The sequence below is a fragment of the Mycoplasmopsis synoviae ATCC 25204 genome (genome assembly GCF_000969765.1).
Taxonomy (GTDB): domain Bacteria; phylum Bacillota_I; class Bacilli_A; order Mycoplasmatales; family Metamycoplasmataceae; genus Mycoplasmopsis; species Mycoplasmopsis synoviae.
Genome location: NZ_CP011096.1, coordinates 437,516 through 455,616 on the forward strand (window position 1 = coordinate 437,516; position 18,101 = coordinate 455,616).

Genomic DNA, 18,101 nt, shown 5'->3' on the forward strand with positions numbered 1-18,101 from the left:
TAATTTATTATTATAATAAAAACTACATTTTTTTAGGCGGTTTTATATTAAGAAGCTTAAGCGCATTTGATAGCACTATTTTATAAGCTTGAATCAGCCCGCTGTAGTGTTTTTCTTCGCTGGTGTCTTTTATTTTTTTCTCTGAATAAAAACTATTAAATAAATTCGCTAAATTTATTAAATATTGAGTTAATAAATTTGGTTTTAGCGTTTTAGTAATTACCGAAATTAATTCTTGGAAGAAATCTAATTCTAGCACTAACTTTTTAGCTTTATCGCTTAAAAAAGTCTCTTTTGTTTTTTGATGCTTTGCTAAGTTTTGGCTTAATGAATACGCCCTTGAATAACTGTATTTAACGATATAAACAGGGTTATTAATATCGCTGGCATTATTTTTATCGATATCAAAGTCATATTTAGAGTTACTATCTCTTAAAAGCATTCCAAAAAAGATTGAATCTTTATTTGATACTTTTAAAAGATCTTTAAGCGTTACGGAAGTTCCCTTACGCTTTGACATTTTAAATTCTTGTCCGTTTTTAATAAGACGCACTAGCTGAAGAGTTAATATATCTAAATTTGAATCATTTAAATTTAAAAAATGCATTGCAGCTTTAATTCTTTGAATATATCCAAGATGGTCAGCCCCTCAGATATTAATTAATTTATCTGCTTTTTTAAATTTTAAATAATGGTAAGCAATGTCCGGTAAAAAGTAAGTAAAGCTTTTATCGCTTTTAACTAAAACTCTATCTTTATCATCGCCATATTCACTTGTTTTTAAAACTAGTGAATTTCCATCTTGATAAGTTTTATTTTTTAGCTTTTCTAAAACTTTTTCTATATCACTATTTTCATATAAAGAGCTTTCATAAAATACTGAATCAAAGCTAATTTTTAGCTTTCATAAATCTTTTAAAATTTCTTCAAATAAAATCTCGTAAGAAAACTTTTTAAAATCTGCAAATAGCTTATGGCTTTCCTTTAGCTTAATAAATTTATTGCCAAATACTTTTTTTATTTTCTTTGCGCATAAAAGAATATCTTTTCCATTGTAGCCATCCTCTACTTTTGGTGAAGATATTTTATGTAGCTTTAAATATCAATATAAAACGCTTCTAGCTAAAAGATTTATTTGGTTTCCAGCGTTATTAACGTAGTATTCGCCTTCTACTGAATATCCTGCGAATTTTAAAACGTTATAAATTACTTTTCCAACAACAGCGCCTCTTACGTGACCTACGTGCAGGAATCCAGTAGGGTTCGCAGAAACATATTCAATATTTATTTTTTGGTTATTTGCTTTAAATTTACCGAAATTATTTTTGAGCTTAATAATTTCGTAAATCGCATTATTAAAATAAATATCTTTAACTACTAAATTAATAAAACCTGGAGCCATAAAATCTACTCTTTCGTATAGATCTTCTTGTAGAAGCTCACTTTGGATATTTTTAGCTAGTTCTATAGGATTAGTTTTTAAGCTTTTAGCTAGAGTAAAAGCTATATTTGTTGAATAGTGATAAAAGATATTATTAGGATTAAATTTTTCTGGAATATTAGGTTGGCTAATATTAAAATTAATTTCATCAAGATCAAATTCTGGCAGAATTTCTTTTGCTTGAAGTTTGGTTAGTGAATTTAAAATTGAGTTTTTAATCTGTGAATAAAGAGTCATTTAGATAAATTGATCCTTGATAAAATAATAAATAATTATATGTTGTATGATTATATAAAAATGTTTTAAATATTAAAACACTTTTCTAAATAATATTATGCTTAAAATTTATGTCTGCGGCCCTACAGTTTATGATGAGCTTCATATTGGAAATATGCGGCCAATTTTAACTTTTGATTTAATGCTAAAAGCCGCTAGATATCTAAAAAAAGATTTCATCTTTATTCATAATATAACCGATATCGATGACAAGATAATTTTTAAAGCTAAAGAGCAAAATATTTCAGAAAAAGAGCTTGCACAAAAGTATTCGCAAAAATATTTAAATCACTTAAAAACTTTTAGCGTAGATACTATTACAAAGCTTGAATACGTAACTAAAAATTTAGAGTATATTGAATCGTTTTTAGATAAGCTTTACAAAAGAGATAACGCTTATTTAATAGAAAATAGCGGCTTATATTTTAACGTTGAAAAAAATTTAAATAATTACGGAAAAATTTCAAATCAAAATCTTGATGATATGCATTTTGATTTTGATTTAAATTCAAAACTGCAAAAATATAATAAAGCTGATTTTGCACTTTGAAAAAATACATCAGAGGGAATTAAATTTGATTCTAAATTTGGTCAAGGCCGTCCTGGATGACACACAGAATGTGTAGCGTTAATTGAAAAAAATTTTGGTGATTCTCAACTTGATATTCATGGTGGTGGAGTTGATTTAATTTTTCCTCATCACGAAAATGAAAATATTCAATATCAAGCGCTTTATCAAAAAGATATAACCAAAAAATGACTAAGAAGCGGACAGATTAATTTAAATAATGAAAAGATGTCAAAATCGCTTCAAAATATAATTTCAGTTGATGCGTTTCTAGAAAATAATTCAGGTAATACTTTGAAATTTATTTTTTTAATGTCTTCGCTAACAGCAAATATTAACTTAAATGAAAACTTAATTTCAGATGCTTCAAATTTAGATAAAAAATTAACAAAACTTTCATTTTTAGCTAAAGTTAATAATTTAGAAATAAAGCCTTACGATGTTTCAAAAGAAATGAAATTTCTTTTTGAATTATCATTTTCAAAATTTATGTTTGAAGTAAATGCGCTTTTAAAGAACGCAAACAAAAATGATCTAGAGGCATTAAATAAACTTTTATTTTTATTTAACACGCTAGGATTTAGTTACGATAAATTAGATTTTTCAAGTGAAATACAAACGTATAAAAAATGAAAAGCAGCGCTAGAGTTAAAAGACTATAAAAGCGCTGATTTACTTAGAGAAGATCTACTTAAAAAGAACTTAATTTAGGAAAAATAAGCTTAACTATCATGGCAAAATTATTTATAGGTGGAAAAAATTCAACCCTTGATGCGATTGAAAGTAAATTAAATTTAAAAAGAATTTACCTTTCTAAAAAAGAAAATTTAAAGTATTTTAAAAATACTAATTTTAAAGTTGAAATTCTTTCAAATTTAGAGCTTTCAAAGTTAACTAATAACGCTAACCATCAAGGCTTTGTAGCTGAGCTTGATTTCACCTATAGCGATATTAATAAAATCTATGAATCTAAACCTAAAATAGTTTTAGTTTTAGATCATATCATGGACACTTATAATCTAGGAGCTATTATTAGAAGTGCAAACGCTGCTGGAATTAAAGATATCGTTATGCCAAAAGAAAATTGTGCCGATATTACCTCTAATGTATTAAAGGTATCAAGCGGCGGCTTTATTGGTATTAATTTTTATAAAGTTTCTTCTTTAAATGCTTTTTTAAATAAACTGAAAAAACATAGCTATTGAATTTACGGAAGCATGCTTGATAAAAATTCAACTAGTTACTACAGTGCTAAATACAATTTTCCAATGGCTTTTATACTTGGTAATGAAGAAAAAGGAATATCAAAAAGCGCTCTTGTAGAAGTTGATGAAAAAATTCACATTCCTCAAAGCGGAAGCGTTGAGTCACTTAATGTTTCCGTAGCTGCTGGAATACTGCTTTTTGATATAAAACATAAAGTTAATGAATAAAATAAATATCAAAAAATGAAATAGTGAAATAAAATCATTTTTTAATATTAATTTAGGCGCAACAACAATTAGAAAAAACAAAATAATAAATTTATTTTTAAATAAAAATTTAAATCGCATTCATGGACTAAAAATTCAAATTATAAATTTAATCGGTAATAAAATTCATAGCGCTGATGAAATTTATAATATTATTTTATCTTGTGTTATTGATAGCGTTAATAACTACATAAAACAAAATATTAGTTATAAATTTGAAGCATTTTTTTGAACTGATTTAAAATTTAAAACGCTAACAAAGCTTAATAAATTTGCAAACTCGCAACAAAAATTTGAATATAAAATTTCAAATTCGCAAGTTAATCTCAAAAACTTAAAATCAAAAATAACGCTAGCTAATAGCGAAGTGTTTTTAGATTCGCAAATTAGTCAAAAACTAGAAAAAATTAGGCCAACGTTAACCGAAAATGAAACTAGGTTTTTAACGCTATATAAACAAAATAAAGCACATTTATATTATTCGGGCTTTATGCAAAATCGCTTAATATCGCAGCTAAAAGCAAAACTAGAATCTAGCTAGAATTATTAACTTTTAATATATAATATAAAAAATGAAAAATGACAAGAAAATTTTCTTGGCTTGCAGTGAATGTAGAGTTAAAAACTACACAACAAATAAAACTCTAAATGTAGAAAAAAGAGTTGCAATTAATAAGTATTGTCCGAAGTGTAAAAAACACAATTTACATAAAGAAGAACTATAAATAATGAAAAAATTTCCTTTATTTGAAAAAATAAAAAATAGACAAAAAAAATACTATCTTAGAAAAGTTGCAAAAGAAGTCAAAAGAGTAAAATGACCTACTGCAAAAACTAATTGAACTACTTTTTTTCAAATAATTGTATTTACAATTTTATTTTCAACATTTGTATTTGTTGTTACATTAATTTTTACCGCAATTTGAAGAGCAGGGGGCTTAAATATTTAGTATGCAAAATTCAAAATTTCGTTGATATTTAATTTCAACTATTACCGGAAAAGAAGCCGTGATAGTAGAAGCTTTAAAAAATAGAATTAAATCAGAAAACATAGAGCAATTTTTTGATTTTAGCGCAACTGAAGATGGACCTTTTAAAGTCTTTAAAGTTCCTAGCATAACCAAAACTGAGCTAAATAAAAAACAAAAAGGGCTAGCATATAAAGTAAAATGAAAAAATATGTTTCCTGGATATATTTTTGTTAAAGCTGACATGCAAGATTTAGTGTGATATATTATCCGTAATACCTTGCAAGTTACTGGAATTATCGGTTCTGGTGGTGGGGGAGAAAAACCAACTCCTGTTTCACAAAATCAAATTAGAAAATCACTTGAAAAAGAAGAAGAAGCTAAAAAATTATTTGAAGAAAATAAAAACCTTCTTAATTTAAAAGTTGGTGATTTAGTGCTTATAACCGATGGTAACTGAGTTGGAAATGAAGCCGTTATTGAAAAAATAATCGTAGAAGATAATATGGCTGAAATTTCATTTGAAGATTTCAATAAAAAAGTTGAATTCAAAATTAATTTAGACTGACTAACACGTATAGAACGTAATTAAATTATGTTATTTTTTATTTTTTTGAGTTAAAATGAACTATCAATCATATTCGGACACAATCTGCGCTATATCTTCAGGAAATAATATCAACCAGCCGATATCTATAATTAGAATTTCCGGAAAAAATGCCCAAAGCATAGTCTCAAAGATCTTTAGCGGAAAAGTTGGAGAAAATAAAACTATTACATATGGTTTTATTAAAGAAAATTCCGAAATAGTCGATGAAGTTTTAGTAAGCTGATTTTTAGGTGAGCCCCAAGGTGATATCACCGTATATAACAATTACGTCGGAGAGCCTTTAATTGAAATAAACGCTCACGGCGGAATGGTAGTTACTAATAAAATCTTAGAGCTATTAATTAGCAATGGCGCAAGGCTAGCTGAGCCTGGCGAATTTACCCGAAGAGCTTTTTTAAATGGAAAGCTTGATCTTTCAAAAGCTGATGCTATTCATAATTTGATAATGTCAAAAACTAGACTTCAAGCTAGAAACGAAGCATCAAAACTTAAAGGCTCAGCAAGTAAAGTTATAAAAGATCTTTTAAAAGAGCTTTCTTTATTGATAGGAAGCATAGAAGTCGGAATTGACTATCCGGAATATATCGATGACTACGAAGAAGATCTAAAAGCTAATTCAAAAGAAGATATAAATTTAACTAGAATTAATAAATTAATTGCTAGGCTAGAAAAAATAGTTAAAAGCTCTGAAACTGCGCTTAATTATTTTGAAGGAATTAAGCTTGCGATAGTTGGAAAGCCCAATGTCGGCAAATCTTCGCTGCTTAATGCCATGCTTAAAGAAGATAAAGCCATAGTAACTAATGTAGCCGGAACAACTAGAGATATCGTTGAAGGGATTTATTATTTAGATAATTTTATTTTCAAAATAATAGATACTGCCGGAATTAGAAAAACTAGGCAAGAAATAGAAAAAATAGGTATCGAAAGATCTTATAAAGCAATACTAGATGCTGATATAGTTCTGCATTTATTTGATAATTTAAATTCAGAAGATGAATTTGATTTAGATATTAAGAAAATAGTTCAAGAAAACAATAAAAACTACATAAAAGTAGTTAATAAAAGCGATTTAAAATCTGATATTAAATGAAGCGATGATTTTATTAAAATATCAGCAAAAAATAATGACATTAAAAATTTAGAAGATCATTTACTAAAGATATATTCTGGCTTTGATTTTAATAGTGAAGATATTTTCGCAACAGCTAGGCAGATAAAATTATTTAAAGAATCGCTTGAATATGCCTACGCTGCAAGAGAAGAAATTAAAAACCAATTAACTTATATAACAGCAATAGTTGACTTAAATAATTTATTCGATACTTTGCAACTTATAATTGGAAATTCAAATAGAGAAGACTTACTTGATGAAATGTTTAAAAACTTCTGCTTAGGAAAATAATGGCTAAAAAAAGATCAAATTTCGTTGACGCTCATGCTCATATTTCATATGATTTTTATTCAAAAGCAAAAGTTTTAGAAATAGTAAATAATTCAAAAAAATTAAACATCGAATTTATCATTAACAACGGCGGAGAAGCTAAAGGTAATTTAGAAGTTTTAGAGCTTTCTAAAGAATACGATATCTTTAAACCTGCAATTGGCTTTCATCCTGAAAATGCCTACTTTGATAAAAATGATATTAATCAATTAAAAGATCTTCTTGAAAAACATAAAGATCAAATAGTAGCAATTGGTGAAATCGGACTAGATTACTATTATGAAAATGCAGCTTCTAAAAAAGACCAATTAGTTTTCTTTGAAAAACAAATTCAAATTGCTCTTGAATATAATTTACCCGCAATAGTTCATTTAAGAGATAAAGATGATCAATATAACGCATATATTGATTGTTACAATATTGTCAAAAAATATCCAAAGTTAAATTTTATGCTGCATTCTTTTGCAGGGTCACTTGATATTGCGAAAATGTTTCTAAATTTGAATAGCTATTTTTCATTTTCAGGAGTTGTCACTTTTGGATCATCAAAAATAGCTAAAGAAGTAATTGAATTTCTCCCAATGGATAAACTATTAGTAGAAACAGACTCGCCTTATTTAAGACCTCATCCATATAAAGATTTAAAAAATGTTCCACAAAATGTAGTTTTTACGCATTATTATATTGCTGGAATTAAAAAGCTTGGAATGGATGCTTTTGTAAATAAAATAAATTCAAATTTAAGAAAACTTTTTAATTTAAAATAATGAATCATTTAGATAAAAACGCTAAAAAAAGTCTTGGGCAAAACTTTTTACGCGATAAAAATATCATTAACAAAATTGTTAATGTTTTTAATATCGAAAATGAAAAAGTTTTAGAAATCGGTCCCGGGCAAGGTGATTTAACTAAAGAGTTGTTAAAAAAAGCTAAAAAAGTTTTAGCTTTTGAAATTGATAAATCTTTAATAGAACATTTAAAAAATGAAATTAAAGATTTGCATTTTGAACTAAGAGATCAAGATTTTTTAAATGTGAATTTAAATGATGATGAATTTAAAGATTATTACGTAGTTGCTAATATTCCCTACTATATAACTAGCGATATTCTTTTAAAAATTTATAGATCTTTTTGAAACTTTAAAGGAATCGTTTTAATGGTTCAAAAAGAAGTAGCGCAAAGAATAGTAGCTCAAAAAAATTCAAAAAATTATTCGAAGCTATCGATATCTAGCCAATATTTAGCTGATGTAAAAATTGAATTTATAGTTAATAAAAATAGCTTCATTCCTGCACCAAAAGTAGATTCAGCCGTAATTTCTTTAAAGTTTAAAGATAATATTGATAAAGAAAATTTAGAAAAAATGCTTAAGTTTTTCTTAGTTTGCTTTGCTAATAGAAGAAAAAAACTAACTTTTACTTTAAATAGAAATTTTAATTCCACTAAAGTAAAGTTAGCTTATGAAAAATTAAATCTAAGTGATAATGCAAGAATTCAAGAACTTGACGTATCTCAAATCGTGCTGCTATTTACTTATCTAAATTAAATTTAATTTCAATTGTATTATTTTGGTTTTCTTCTGGTTCTCCAAAAGTTTTATTTTTTTTACGTTTTATAGATTTTTTAAGTTGTTCTATATAGTTTTGGTTTTCAGCGATTATATAATTAAGTTTTTCTTTTTTGTCACTAATTGCAAAAAAGGTTCTAATAGAAACAAGGAATGTAATGGTAGCTGAAAGTATAGCAATGGCTACAAAGAATGACATAGTTTCATCAGGACGAGGATTATATCTAATAGCGTATAAGTTAAGAATAATAATTACAGAAGTAATAAAAACAGATAAAAAATTTAAAAATACTCAAACACCATAACTAACTCTATGTTTTTTTAGAATTATTTGTTGTTTTTCAGTAATTTCTCTAAGAAGCTCAAAATTTGTCTCTTGAGATAAATCTTGTTGAGATTTTTTAGGCTTTAATTCTTTATTTTTCTGAGTCATTAGTTTTGCTTTCCTTTGTTTTTACTTCTGGTTTTTTATCTACTTTTACCATCGAAATCAAAGTATCTTTACGGTAACGATTGTAATTAATTATCTGAATGCTACGTTTGTATAAAATGTATTCTTTTTCTTTTTGGTCTTTGTTTTTATATACGTCAATGTTGCTATCGAAAAGCATTTTTTCTAGCTCAAGTTTTTGATATTGATCTTTGGAATTAACGTATTTAGCGTTTATTACAAAAAACGAAAGCGTACCACTAACAAAGGTAATAATAGTGTTTATAAAAGCGGTTAGCAAAATATAGTTACTACTTCTATTTTCATTTAAATATGAGGTAAATGGATTTTCGCCATTATTATATTTAACAGTTCCAGCTAAGAAAATAGTAGCAAGAACGCTAAGCACAAATGCCGAAACCACTGACATAATATTTAAAACTCAATATAAAAGACCTAGAAAATATACATCAAATTTCACTTTAATTAAAATTGAATAATATTCTCTTTCGCTTATTGGCTTTTTCTCAATATCAATGATTCTAAAAAACTTTAAAAATTTAACGAATCAGTGTTTTTGAAACATTAGTTAGTTCCTTTCACCATATTAATTAAATATCTTTTAATTTGAATTTTAGTTTTCTTGCTAGCTTTTTCTCAAAGCTTATTGGTTTGAGCTATTAAGTCTTTTTCATTGATAAATTTAGTTCTATATTTAACTATTAAATACGAAAAAGTATTCGATACTTTTTTGTATTCATCATATCTTTGATTGATTTTATAAATTTCAATTACTATGTTTAAAAAAAATGAAACTATTAAAACAATAGTAAAGGCAATTAAAAGTAGTAATGAAGTATTTTGTGAAAATAAATTATTTTTATTAAATTCTGAATCGCTTGTTAATTTGTCAAGCGCAAGTGATGCAATTATTAAAATTACAATGTTAATAAATGTAATAAAAAGACCAATAAAACGATCTAAAAATTCATAAAATTTTAATTTTCTTTTATCGCTATTTAGTCTTTTTTGTAAAGTTTCTAAAATTAAATCCATTTAATTAGTATTTTTTAAGAACTTCTTCTAAAGCATCAAAGTCTACTTGATCTTTAACTTGATCTTTAACTTCAGAATATACTAATTTATTTTCTTTATCTAAAACAAAAACCGCTCTTGTTGCTAGTTGAAGCTCGTTGATTAACATTCCAAGTGATGAAACTGTTTTTTTGTCAAAATAATCTGAATACATTTCAACTCTTCCTGTTGGATGATTTGCTTTATAATCTGCTAGTGCAGGTGGTAAATCTAATGAAAAACTAACAAAGTTAAAGTCTGTATATTTTTCTGAAAGATGAGCTAGTTTTCCTACTTGAAGGTCGCAAACTTTTGTATCAATTGAAGGAAAAGTTGATAGCACAGTCATTTTTCCTTTGTTATCAAATTTCACTTGATCAAAGCTTCCAGCTAGCGCTCCTTTTGCTTCAACTTTATCTCCGTGTTTAGGAGCTAAACCGTTTAAGGTTAATTCTTTGTCACCAAATTTTACTTTCATAATTTTTTCTCCATTTATCTTAAAAATAAAAGCTGAAATAAAACGCTAATATCAACTTTTAGTGCTCAATATAAATTCATCTTTAGTTTTCTAATAATTGATGAAGTTACTTGATTGTATTTATTTTTTTCTAAATTATAGGCAATATTGTTGATTTTTTCAAGAATTTTTCTTGAAATTAGCAATTTATTTTCATTTGTAAATTTTACATTAATTTTCTCGTTTTGCAGCTTTTGAATTACGCAAACAGCATAATTTAAAATTAATCTAACAGCGATATTTGGAATATTTTTTTCTAAAAATTTTTATTCTTTTTCGCCAAAAGATTTTCTGGAAACATAATCTTTGATTTCTTTTTTCATTGAGCTAAGCAGATTTTTTTCTTTGTTTTTTCTAGATACTATCTCGATATTTTTAGCTGAAGAAATAAAGTCAAAGATAATTGTTTTAGCCTCTGAAACAATTGAATCATTTTGATAAATATATAATTCGCTTTTGAGTAGCTCATCGATTATGGCTTGTTTAAATTCCATTATTATCCTTTATTTGATAATTGCAACGAATATATTAGAATGTGGAACAAAGCCAAGCTTTATATATAACTTTTTAGCATCGGAGCTTGAAAAAAATAAAATTGGCAGTTTTTGATCTTGAATTGATTTTCTAATTAAATTAACTAGACAGTCAAGGGCCAATCCTTTTTGTCGATGATTTTCCAATGTATAAACGCCCCCTATAGTGCAGGTGTTATTAGTTATTGCTGAAGTTCCAGCATGTGCAATTACAGTGTTTGCTTCTTTGATTATAAAACCATAATAACTGTGATTTAAAAAGTTTTCTTTTTGAAGTTCTAAATTAAAATTACTTTCAGCAAGCTCGCTAAATTCTTTAATTTGTTTCCGAGAATTAATTATTGCTTTGATATCATCTAAAACAAATTGCTGAGAGGTAGTTATAAAATCTTTGTATTTTTGCTCGAAGTAATTTTGATCTAATTTATATAATTCTTGCTTCAAAATAGAATTTGAAATTTTATGCTCTAAAAAATATTTATCTATTGGATCAATTAAATTTTGTCCATAAATAAAATTTTTTATTTTATGATTTAAATGTAGCTTGCGTAGCATTTTTAAATTTAAAAACTGATTTTGTGAATATAAAACTAAATTATCATAGAAGACCAAAAATATTTGATATATTTGCTTATTTTGCTTTCCAACATATAAAATAATATTTTGGTCATCTAGTTTAAAGTTTTCAAGATCAGAAATTAAAAATGTATTATTAAGCTCATCTGATTTATCGTATAAATAATTAATAATTTTATTTTTATTTTTATCATTATACTTTGTAAAAGTGAGCACGAAAAAATTATAATATATAAGTATATTTATATTGTAGGGAAATTATGAAAAATTCAAATAAAGAATTAAATAAAATTAAGTTTTTACAAGAAGGCATTAAACTTACTAAAAACTTAATTAAAAACTATAAAAATAGTGAATCAAAAAATAGCGAATCTAATGAAAAAGTTTTAGATTTAAAAAATATTAAAAAACAAAAATCTAAAAACTTTATCTCTAAAGATAGTGAAATTAGATATCTAGCCTTTGGTGATTCAATTACCGCCGGCTTTGATGCCAGCTTGCCTTATGACTTTGAAAGTAAGTTAGATGAAGCAGGCCAAATAACAGGAATTTCATATCCAGCTAATTTAGCGAGGCTGCTAAATTTTAATAATAAGCTAAAAGATTTTGAAAATTTTGCAATTTCAGGAAGCACAATCCAAGATTGACTTGAATTTTTAGAAAATAAAAATTATTCATCTGAAAGAATGCAAAATGAATTAAAAGAAAATTTTGATGCTAAAAGAAATTTATTTTTAGCAAAATTAAAAAACGCAAATTTAATTACATTAACTCTAGGAGCTAATGATTTTTTCTTTTTAATAACTAAAAAAATCAATAAAGAAGATATTGCTTTAGGACCTAAATTTATTTATAAATTATTTACTGAAAAAAACTTTGGAGAAATAGTTAATTCATTAACTGAAGATATTTTTCCAACAATTAAATCCAGGTTAGAGACTCTACTTGAAAAGGTTTTAGAAATTAATCCTAAAGCCAATATTAACGTGGTTTCATATCCAATGCCACAAATTAGGTTGCTAGAATACACCAATAAATTCTGAGCTAAATTATTTATGGATAGAATTGGTCAAAAGCCTTCAAATGATTTTTTAGATTATTTAAATAACATTATAAAATCAGCTACTTTAAAATTTAAAGAAGTAAATTTTGTAAATATTTACAACGAAGAATACTGGGAAAATAATTTAAAAAATGTTTCAACATTTTTTGTAGATATTCACCCTAATTTAAATGGTTATAAAAAAATGGCCATGGATCTTTATCTTAAAATAACTAATCCTAGTTTTGAGCTTAAAGATTATCAAAACTATGATTATGAATTTACCAAAAAGTTTTTACTTAGTGATTCAGATAAAGTACAATACCAAATAGAAAAAGTAGCAGATGATAAATATTTATTTGGAACATCAACTAATAGCTACTTACAAAAATTTGGTGATAACGAAAAAGAAATAGCAAGTCATATTGACTTTAAAAACTTTGGAAGAAGAATAAATGAATTTTCTCCACTTTTTAATTTATTTTTAAGCAAAATTCCTCAAATTTCAGTTAAAAATTTAAGCGCCGAAGGTTTTGTTTCACATTTAACACAAACTTTTAGTTATCTGCTTCAGTCATATCGTCAAAAAAATGAAAAAGTAATTAAAATTCTAATTAAAATGAATCTGCTTCCTGAAATATTTGAAAATGTTCAGCTTGAGCTTGAAAGCGTATTGTCAAAAAAACCAAAAGATTTTTCATTCTTCAAAATACTGCAAATTGTAAGAAGCAATTTCTTTAATGAAAAAAATATTTTATTACTACTGGATCACTTTACAAATAATAAATTTAATCTTAAAGAAAAAGAACAATTTTTAATTTCTTTAAGTTTATTTATAAGCAATTTTTTAGCCGATCAGCTAGATTCTAGTTTTGGATTAAATCTTCATATAGACGAGAAAAATAAACTTAAAAAACAAGGTGTTTTTGAAAGTATATCTGACCAGCTTGCTAATTTAATTTTTAACAATAGAGATAAATTTCAAGATTTTTCAAGTTTCAAAAAACTTCTTTTTGAAATATGAATGTTTGATGATTTTGTGACAAATAAAAATCTTTTAAATGATTTTGAAAAGCTTTTTGAAAAGTTTGTATACAGCAATAATTTCTATGACAAAATCAAAGAAAGCGCAATTGAATTTGTAAGTAAAAATAATTTATCTAAAAAAGAATTTTTAAAAAGTTATCAAAATATTTATAGATTATTTGTTACAGCATTTTTTAAAAACAAAGAAGACGTTGATTCTAGATTTTTCTATTTATTAGATTTTGTATTAAAAAAATCTGAATTTAATCTGCCAAATTCATTTAATTATTTAGAAGAAGAATTTTTAAATTTTATATCGCTTAATTTTGAAAGCTGAGATTGAAATGAAAATATAAATAATTTAAAAACTCTTTTAAAAGAAGATGAATTTTTTGCATCAAATATTGTTAAGCTAAAAAATAATTTTTTAAATAAATTAACTGAAAAAGATTTAACTGAAAGTATCTTCAGATTTAAAAAATTAATTTATGGTTTTTCAGATATTTTAAGTGATAAAAAAGAACTTAAAAATAACTTTGGATTTATTTATAAAAATAAATTATTCAGCGAAATTGCTAAAAGTAATTTTGAAGTTTTAGTTCAAAAAATTAAAGAAAATAACAAAGCAACCAATAAGCAAATTTTAAAATCAATTTATAGTGATTTTTATAAAAAATATAATAAAAAAATATTAGATCTTATATCTAATGAAATTAGCGTTGAAAAACTAAAAAATATATTTTTCAAAACATTTGAAACCATAGCTAAAGCGAGTACAAATAAAGCTGAAATAGATTTACTAAAAATTAAAAATATTTCTGAAAAAATCTTTGACTTTAATAGTTGAATAAAAGAATTAAAAGATAATTTATTTGAATTCTTTAAAAATCATAAAGATACAATTTTTAAATTTGACAGAAAATTTTTAGAATATTTATATTCATTTGTAGAAGAAAAAGTTAAAGCTCTTTTATATTTTGATTTATCAAAATTAAATAAAAATAATGACTCTGAAGACTTTAATGAGTTAAAAGATTTACAAAAATCTATAAATGATAAATTAGAAAAAAATCAATCTAAAGTAGAAGAACAATTACGAAAAGTTAAAGAAGAAATTGCTAACTTTAATTCAAATTTCAAAAAATTTAAAGAAGGTATTTCAAAAAATGAATTCGATGTTGATTTTCTTCTTAAAAGCTTAGAAAATGTTTCAAGCTTAGATGCTGATGAAATAAGAAACTGAGCATTAAGTAATTTAAATTTAGATGATAAAAAAGTAGAACAAATGCTTTGATATTTTGATAAAGATGGATTTGCAGAGTTATTTAAATCATTTACAAAAGATTTCAAAAAAAATGAAAATAAATATAAAGAATTTAATGATTTTTACAACTTATTTAAAAAGTTTGCAAATGAAAACTCTGAAGATAATAAAGTATTAAATAAATTAATTTTATGATTTAAAAATAATTCTAAAGACTTTAGTAAATTAATTTCATTGTTCTTTTTTGAATATTTAAAACATATAAAAATTAACATTAAAAATATTGAAAATAACTTTAATGTAATTTCTAAATTTTTAAGTAAATATTTAGATTATTTATTATCAGAAAATAAGCTTAATTTAAAAGAACTTTTTAATTCTAAAAATTTAAAAAATAAATTTACTTTCCTTGAAAATCTCTTTAAAGAAATAATGCTTAATGGAAAATTAAATTTCTTTAATTTATTTTTTAACTTTAGTAAATTTGTAAATAAGAAAAACATTAAATCTATATTTGAATTTTTAAATTTAACTTTTGAAAATTCATATTTTAACAATGAAAATGACTTCAGTGGAATATACGAACAAGTAAGTGAATTCTTAAAATCAAAAATAGATTTAAATGTATTTGAATCTAATAATTATCAAAAATTATTTAATGGCGTATTTAAAAATATTTTTGAAAATTATTTCCAAGAAGTATTTAAAAAGAATTTAGATTTAGATGATGAAAAATGAGTTAATTACTATAAAAGCTTTTTTAGAATAATTGTGCTTTTCTTATGATATGTAATAAAAAACTTTGCAAAAAATCACGATGATGTAATTAAGCTTTTAAGCGAGTTTTCTAATTTATATAACAAAGCTTTTTCAAAGTTAATTTCTAGTCCAAAAAATAATTATACTTTTGCTAATTTCAATAAAAAGCAAGAGCTACTTTTAGGATATGAAAATGGAATATTTTCTTTAGATTTTTTAATCGGAGATACTAATATAGATTTAATTAAGAAAAAATATTTTAAAAACAAAAATCTTTTCAGTCTTTTATATAAAGCCTTCGATGAAAATAAAAACTTTTTAAAAACAAATAAAAATGAAAAACAACTTTGAAACTTGCTTTTTGAAGGAAGCTTAAATAAAAAAGAAGCATTTAAACATTTAGATAAATTAATAAAAAAATACTAATTTTTTACCGCCTCTTTTGGTATAATAACAAAGCAAAAATTGTGGAACAGTACTCAAGAGGCTGAAGAGGCGGTCCTGCTAAGACTGTAGGGGTGGCAACACCCGCGGAGGTTCAAATCCTCTCTGTTCCGCCATTTTTTTATTTCTTTTTTTAAATTAAAATAAAAAATAGCCTTAGCTATTTAGTGCATGTGAAATGACAATATAAACACACCTAGAATTATTCCTGCGAATAAAAATAGAAGTGTATAGTGTCATTTTTTTTGTTTTATAAAATGAACATGATAAAACTCAGGAAAAAATTCAACTAAAGAATTAAATAAAAATATTCCACCGATTGCTGTGTATAATAGCGATCTGAGTCATCAAAGACTTTCTATAAAATTAGCTCCATAAACTCCAATGATCATAAATGGAATTAAAATTGAAAGTCCTAGAACTGAAAAAGTAAATGATTTTCATCTTGAATATCCTGCTTCTCTTAATCGATAATAAAAAACAAGTTCTTCAGGAATAAGGTGCAGTCAAAATGAAATTATAAAAGCTCAAGTTAAATTACTAGTACTTCCTTCTATAAGTTGGTTAATACTTCAACCAAATAATAGCCCTACAAAAACTCTATGAGTAAGTAGCAGCACTAGCGCTACTATTTTTACTTTTTGTGAAGTTTTTTCGCTATTAATTACCTTAGAAGCCACTTCGATATTATCGCTTTGATTAAAAATAAAATCAGGATGCTTGTCTTTATGTTTATGATCACCATGTCCATGATCATGAACTAAAATGCTTGTCTTTTTATCTTTTGACAAAACTTTGTTAAATCTTGAAATAAAAACATATTTAACAAGATATGAAATTGCAATTCCTAAAATAATACCGCCAGTCATTATAGGAATCACAATCCCAAATGAAACGTTGTGGTTATTTATTCTATTGATTTCAATATATCTATCAGCACCATCGATTGCGTTTTCCAAGCCTTCCTTGATAAAACCAATGGTAGCTAGCATTATAAAAAAACCAGATGAAAAAGCGTATAGATATATTTTTTTATCGCTATTTAGTTTTTTCTTTATTAAAGGGAAAACCAGCGCAATTATTAGCGGAACTACAAGTAGAATTGCCGCAAAAATAAGCACGCCAGCAAATTTCACAATATTTACATCAGTATTTTCTGGAAATATTGATCTTAAATTAATAGTATTCATTATTCTTTCTTATATATCAAGGTTATGATATACATCTTGAACGTCATCGTCATCTTTTAACTTGTCTATGAATTCAAGAAGTTTTTGTTGTTTTTCTTCTGAAACTTCAGCATAAGTATTAGGTAGATATAAAATCTCGCATTGTAGAAATTCTTCAATTTTAAAACTATCTTCTAAAGCTTTTTTAAGTTGAGAGAAATCTTCTGGATTTGATATAAGCACAAAAGTTTCATCTGTGGTTTCTACTTCTTGAGCTCCATTTTCTAAAGCTACCATCATTAAATCGTCTTCAGATAATTCGCCTTTGCTAAACTCTATAATTCCTTTGTGGTCAAAGACAAATGGAATTTGTCCGGTTTTTCCAAGACTTGCGTTTTGCTTATTAAATAAAGCTGTCATATTAGAACGAGTACGATTTAAATTATCACTAAGAGTAGTTACTATAAAGCTCACTCCTCCACTTAAAGTTGCATTAAAAATAGTTTCAGTAAAGTTATTTGAATTTTTATCACCTTTTGCCTTTGAAATAGCTCTTTCGATATTATCCTTTGGCATATTTTTAGCTTTAGCCTTTGAAATTGCAAGCTTTAATGCTGGATTCATTTCAGGATCAAAACCTTTTTGAGCAGCTACAAAAATTTCTTTTGATAATTTTTGGAAAATTTTTCCTCTTGCTGCATCCTGTGCATTTTTTCTATGTGCAATATTTGCCGAATGTGAATGTCCTGCCATTTTTTCCTTTTATTATTAATTGCTAATTTTTAATTTTTTTATTATACCATTTACGTATTCTAAAAATTAAAAAATTTTGTTTTTAAAATACTAAAATTAACTATTTTATTTATGCTAAGAAAATAAAAAATGCAAATAAATTTTAGCACTTATTACTATAAAGTTATA

General features: G+C 25.1%; 20 protein-coding genes and 1 tRNA gene. 11 read left to right on the forward strand and 10 right to left on the reverse strand.

The window, feature by feature from the left end:
* Positions 1 to 22: 22 nt before the first annotated feature.
* Complete coding sequence (argS, locus tag VY93_RS01935; RefSeq protein ID WP_020003205.1) at positions 23 to 1,678, reverse strand: arginine--tRNA ligase; 1,656 nt, start codon at positions 1,676 to 1,678, stop codon at positions 23 to 25.
* Positions 1,679 to 1,775: 97 nt separating this feature from the next.
* Here argS and VY93_RS01940 point away from each other — a divergent pair, with 97 nt between their 5' ends.
* Genes VY93_RS01940 through rsmA form a run of 9 tightly spaced genes read left to right on the forward strand, consistent with a single transcriptional unit; the run spans position 1,776 to position 8,325 of the window.
* Positions 1,776 to 2,996 carry a class I tRNA ligase family protein gene (locus tag VY93_RS01940; RefSeq protein WP_026365205.1) on the forward strand — a complete coding sequence of 407 codons (1,221 nt, stop codon included), beginning with the start codon at positions 1,776 to 1,778 and terminating at the stop codon, positions 2,994 to 2,996.
* Between the two features lie 20 nt (positions 2,997 to 3,016).
* Positions 3,017 to 3,718, forward strand: coding sequence for a 23S rRNA (guanosine(2251)-2'-O)-methyltransferase RlmB (rlmB, locus tag VY93_RS01945; RefSeq protein ID WP_011283501.1), 702 nt, complete (start codon positions 3,017 to 3,019; stop codon positions 3,716 to 3,718).
* Positions 3,711 to 4,298 (forward strand): hypothetical protein, encoded by a 588-nt coding sequence (locus VY93_RS01950; RefSeq protein ID WP_011283502.1) that lies wholly within the window; start codon positions 3,711 to 3,713, stop codon positions 4,296 to 4,298. The genes rlmB and VY93_RS01950 overlap by 8 nt, the downstream gene beginning before the upstream one ends.
* Positions 4,299 to 4,329: 31 nt before the next feature.
* Positions 4,330 to 4,482, forward strand: a complete 153-nt coding sequence (rpmG, locus tag VY93_RS04005; RefSeq protein ID WP_020003207.1) for a 50S ribosomal protein L33 — start codon at positions 4,330 to 4,332, stop codon at positions 4,480 to 4,482.
* A 3-nt stretch (positions 4,483 to 4,485) separates the two neighbouring features.
* Positions 4,486 to 4,707 (forward strand): preprotein translocase subunit SecE, encoded by a 222-nt coding sequence (secE, locus tag VY93_RS01955; protein ID WP_020003208.1) that lies wholly within the window; start codon positions 4,486 to 4,488, stop codon positions 4,705 to 4,707.
* A gap of 1 nt (position 4,708) precedes the next feature.
* A complete protein-coding gene (gene nusG, locus VY93_RS01960; RefSeq protein ID WP_011283504.1) occupies positions 4,709 to 5,317 on the forward strand; it encodes a transcription termination/antitermination protein NusG in 609 nt (202 codons plus the stop codon).
* 31 nt (positions 5,318 to 5,348) lie between these two features.
* A complete protein-coding gene (mnmE, locus tag VY93_RS01965) occupies positions 5,349 to 6,740 on the forward strand; it encodes a tRNA uridine-5-carboxymethylaminomethyl(34) synthesis GTPase MnmE (RefSeq protein WP_020003209.1) in 1,392 nt (463 codons plus the stop codon).
* The gene (locus VY93_RS01970) at positions 6,740 to 7,546 is read left to right on the forward strand and encodes a TatD family hydrolase (RefSeq protein ID WP_020003210.1); all 807 of its coding nucleotides are present in this window, start codon (positions 6,740 to 6,742) and stop codon (positions 7,544 to 7,546) included. The genes mnmE and VY93_RS01970 overlap by 1 nt, the downstream gene beginning before the upstream one ends.
* Complete coding sequence (gene rsmA / locus VY93_RS01975; protein WP_011283507.1) at positions 7,546 to 8,325, forward strand: 16S rRNA (adenine(1518)-N(6)/adenine(1519)-N(6))-dimethyltransferase RsmA; 780 nt, start codon at positions 7,546 to 7,548, stop codon at positions 8,323 to 8,325. The genes VY93_RS01970 and rsmA overlap by 1 nt, the downstream gene beginning before the upstream one ends.
* Here the strand turns inward: rsmA and VY93_RS01980 are convergent.
* From VY93_RS01980 to VY93_RS02005, 7 genes are all read right to left on the reverse strand, one after another.
* Positions 8,309 to 8,779 carry a hypothetical protein gene (locus VY93_RS01980; protein ID WP_020003211.1) on the reverse strand — a complete coding sequence of 157 codons (471 nt, stop codon included), beginning with the start codon at positions 8,777 to 8,779 and terminating at the stop codon, positions 8,309 to 8,311. The two genes, rsmA and VY93_RS01980, sit on opposite strands and share 17 nt — an antisense overlap.
* A complete protein-coding gene (locus tag VY93_RS01985) occupies positions 8,763 to 9,362 on the reverse strand; it encodes a DUF4231 domain-containing protein (protein WP_020003212.1) in 600 nt (199 codons plus the stop codon). The genes VY93_RS01980 and VY93_RS01985 overlap by 17 nt, the downstream gene beginning before the upstream one ends.
* Positions 9,362 to 9,832, reverse strand: a complete 471-nt coding sequence (locus VY93_RS01990; protein WP_011283510.1) for a hypothetical protein — start codon at positions 9,830 to 9,832, stop codon at positions 9,362 to 9,364. Before VY93_RS01990 ends, VY93_RS01985 begins: the two co-directional genes overlap by 1 nt.
* Positions 9,833 to 9,836: 4 nt before the next feature.
* Positions 9,837 to 10,328: a redoxin family protein gene (locus VY93_RS01995; protein ID WP_011283511.1), complete on the reverse strand. Its 492-nt coding sequence runs from the start codon at positions 10,326 to 10,328 to the stop codon at positions 9,837 to 9,839.
* Between the two features lie 14 nt (positions 10,329 to 10,342).
* Entirely contained in the window at positions 10,343 to 10,513 is a 171-nt protein-coding gene (locus VY93_RS04205; RefSeq protein ID WP_020003213.1) for a hypothetical protein, read from the reverse strand.
* A gap of 120 nt (positions 10,514 to 10,633) precedes the next feature.
* On the reverse strand, positions 10,634 to 10,861 hold the full coding sequence (locus VY93_RS02000; RefSeq protein WP_020003214.1) for a hypothetical protein: 228 nt from the start codon (positions 10,859 to 10,861) through the stop codon (positions 10,634 to 10,636).
* A 9-nt stretch (positions 10,862 to 10,870) separates the two neighbouring features.
* On the reverse strand, positions 10,871 to 11,692 hold the full coding sequence (locus tag VY93_RS02005; protein WP_020003215.1) for a GNAT family N-acetyltransferase: 822 nt from the start codon (positions 11,690 to 11,692) through the stop codon (positions 10,871 to 10,873).
* A gap of 44 nt (positions 11,693 to 11,736) precedes the next feature.
* Here VY93_RS02005 and VY93_RS02010 point away from each other — a divergent pair, with 44 nt between their 5' ends.
* Together VY93_RS02010 and VY93_RS02015 are read left to right on the forward strand one after the other, a co-directional pair.
* The gene (locus VY93_RS02010) at positions 11,737 to 15,993 is read left to right on the forward strand and encodes an SGNH/GDSL hydrolase family protein (RefSeq protein WP_020003216.1); all 4,257 of its coding nucleotides are present in this window, start codon (positions 11,737 to 11,739) and stop codon (positions 15,991 to 15,993) included.
* A gap of 43 nt (positions 15,994 to 16,036) precedes the next feature.
* A tRNA-Ser gene (locus VY93_RS02015) sits at positions 16,037 to 16,127 on the forward strand.
* Between the two features lie 48 nt (positions 16,128 to 16,175).
* Here the strand turns inward: VY93_RS02015 and VY93_RS02020 are convergent.
* Both VY93_RS02020 and VY93_RS02025 read right to left on the reverse strand, forming a co-directional pair.
* Positions 16,176 to 17,201, reverse strand: coding sequence for a ZIP family metal transporter (locus VY93_RS02020; RefSeq protein ID WP_020003217.1), 1,026 nt, complete (start codon positions 17,199 to 17,201; stop codon positions 16,176 to 16,178).
* A gap of 9 nt (positions 17,202 to 17,210) precedes the next feature.
* Entirely contained in the window at positions 17,211 to 17,933 is a 723-nt protein-coding gene (locus VY93_RS02025; RefSeq protein ID WP_020003218.1) for a YebC/PmpR family DNA-binding transcriptional regulator, read from the reverse strand.
* Positions 17,934 to 18,101 lie beyond the last annotated feature (168 nt).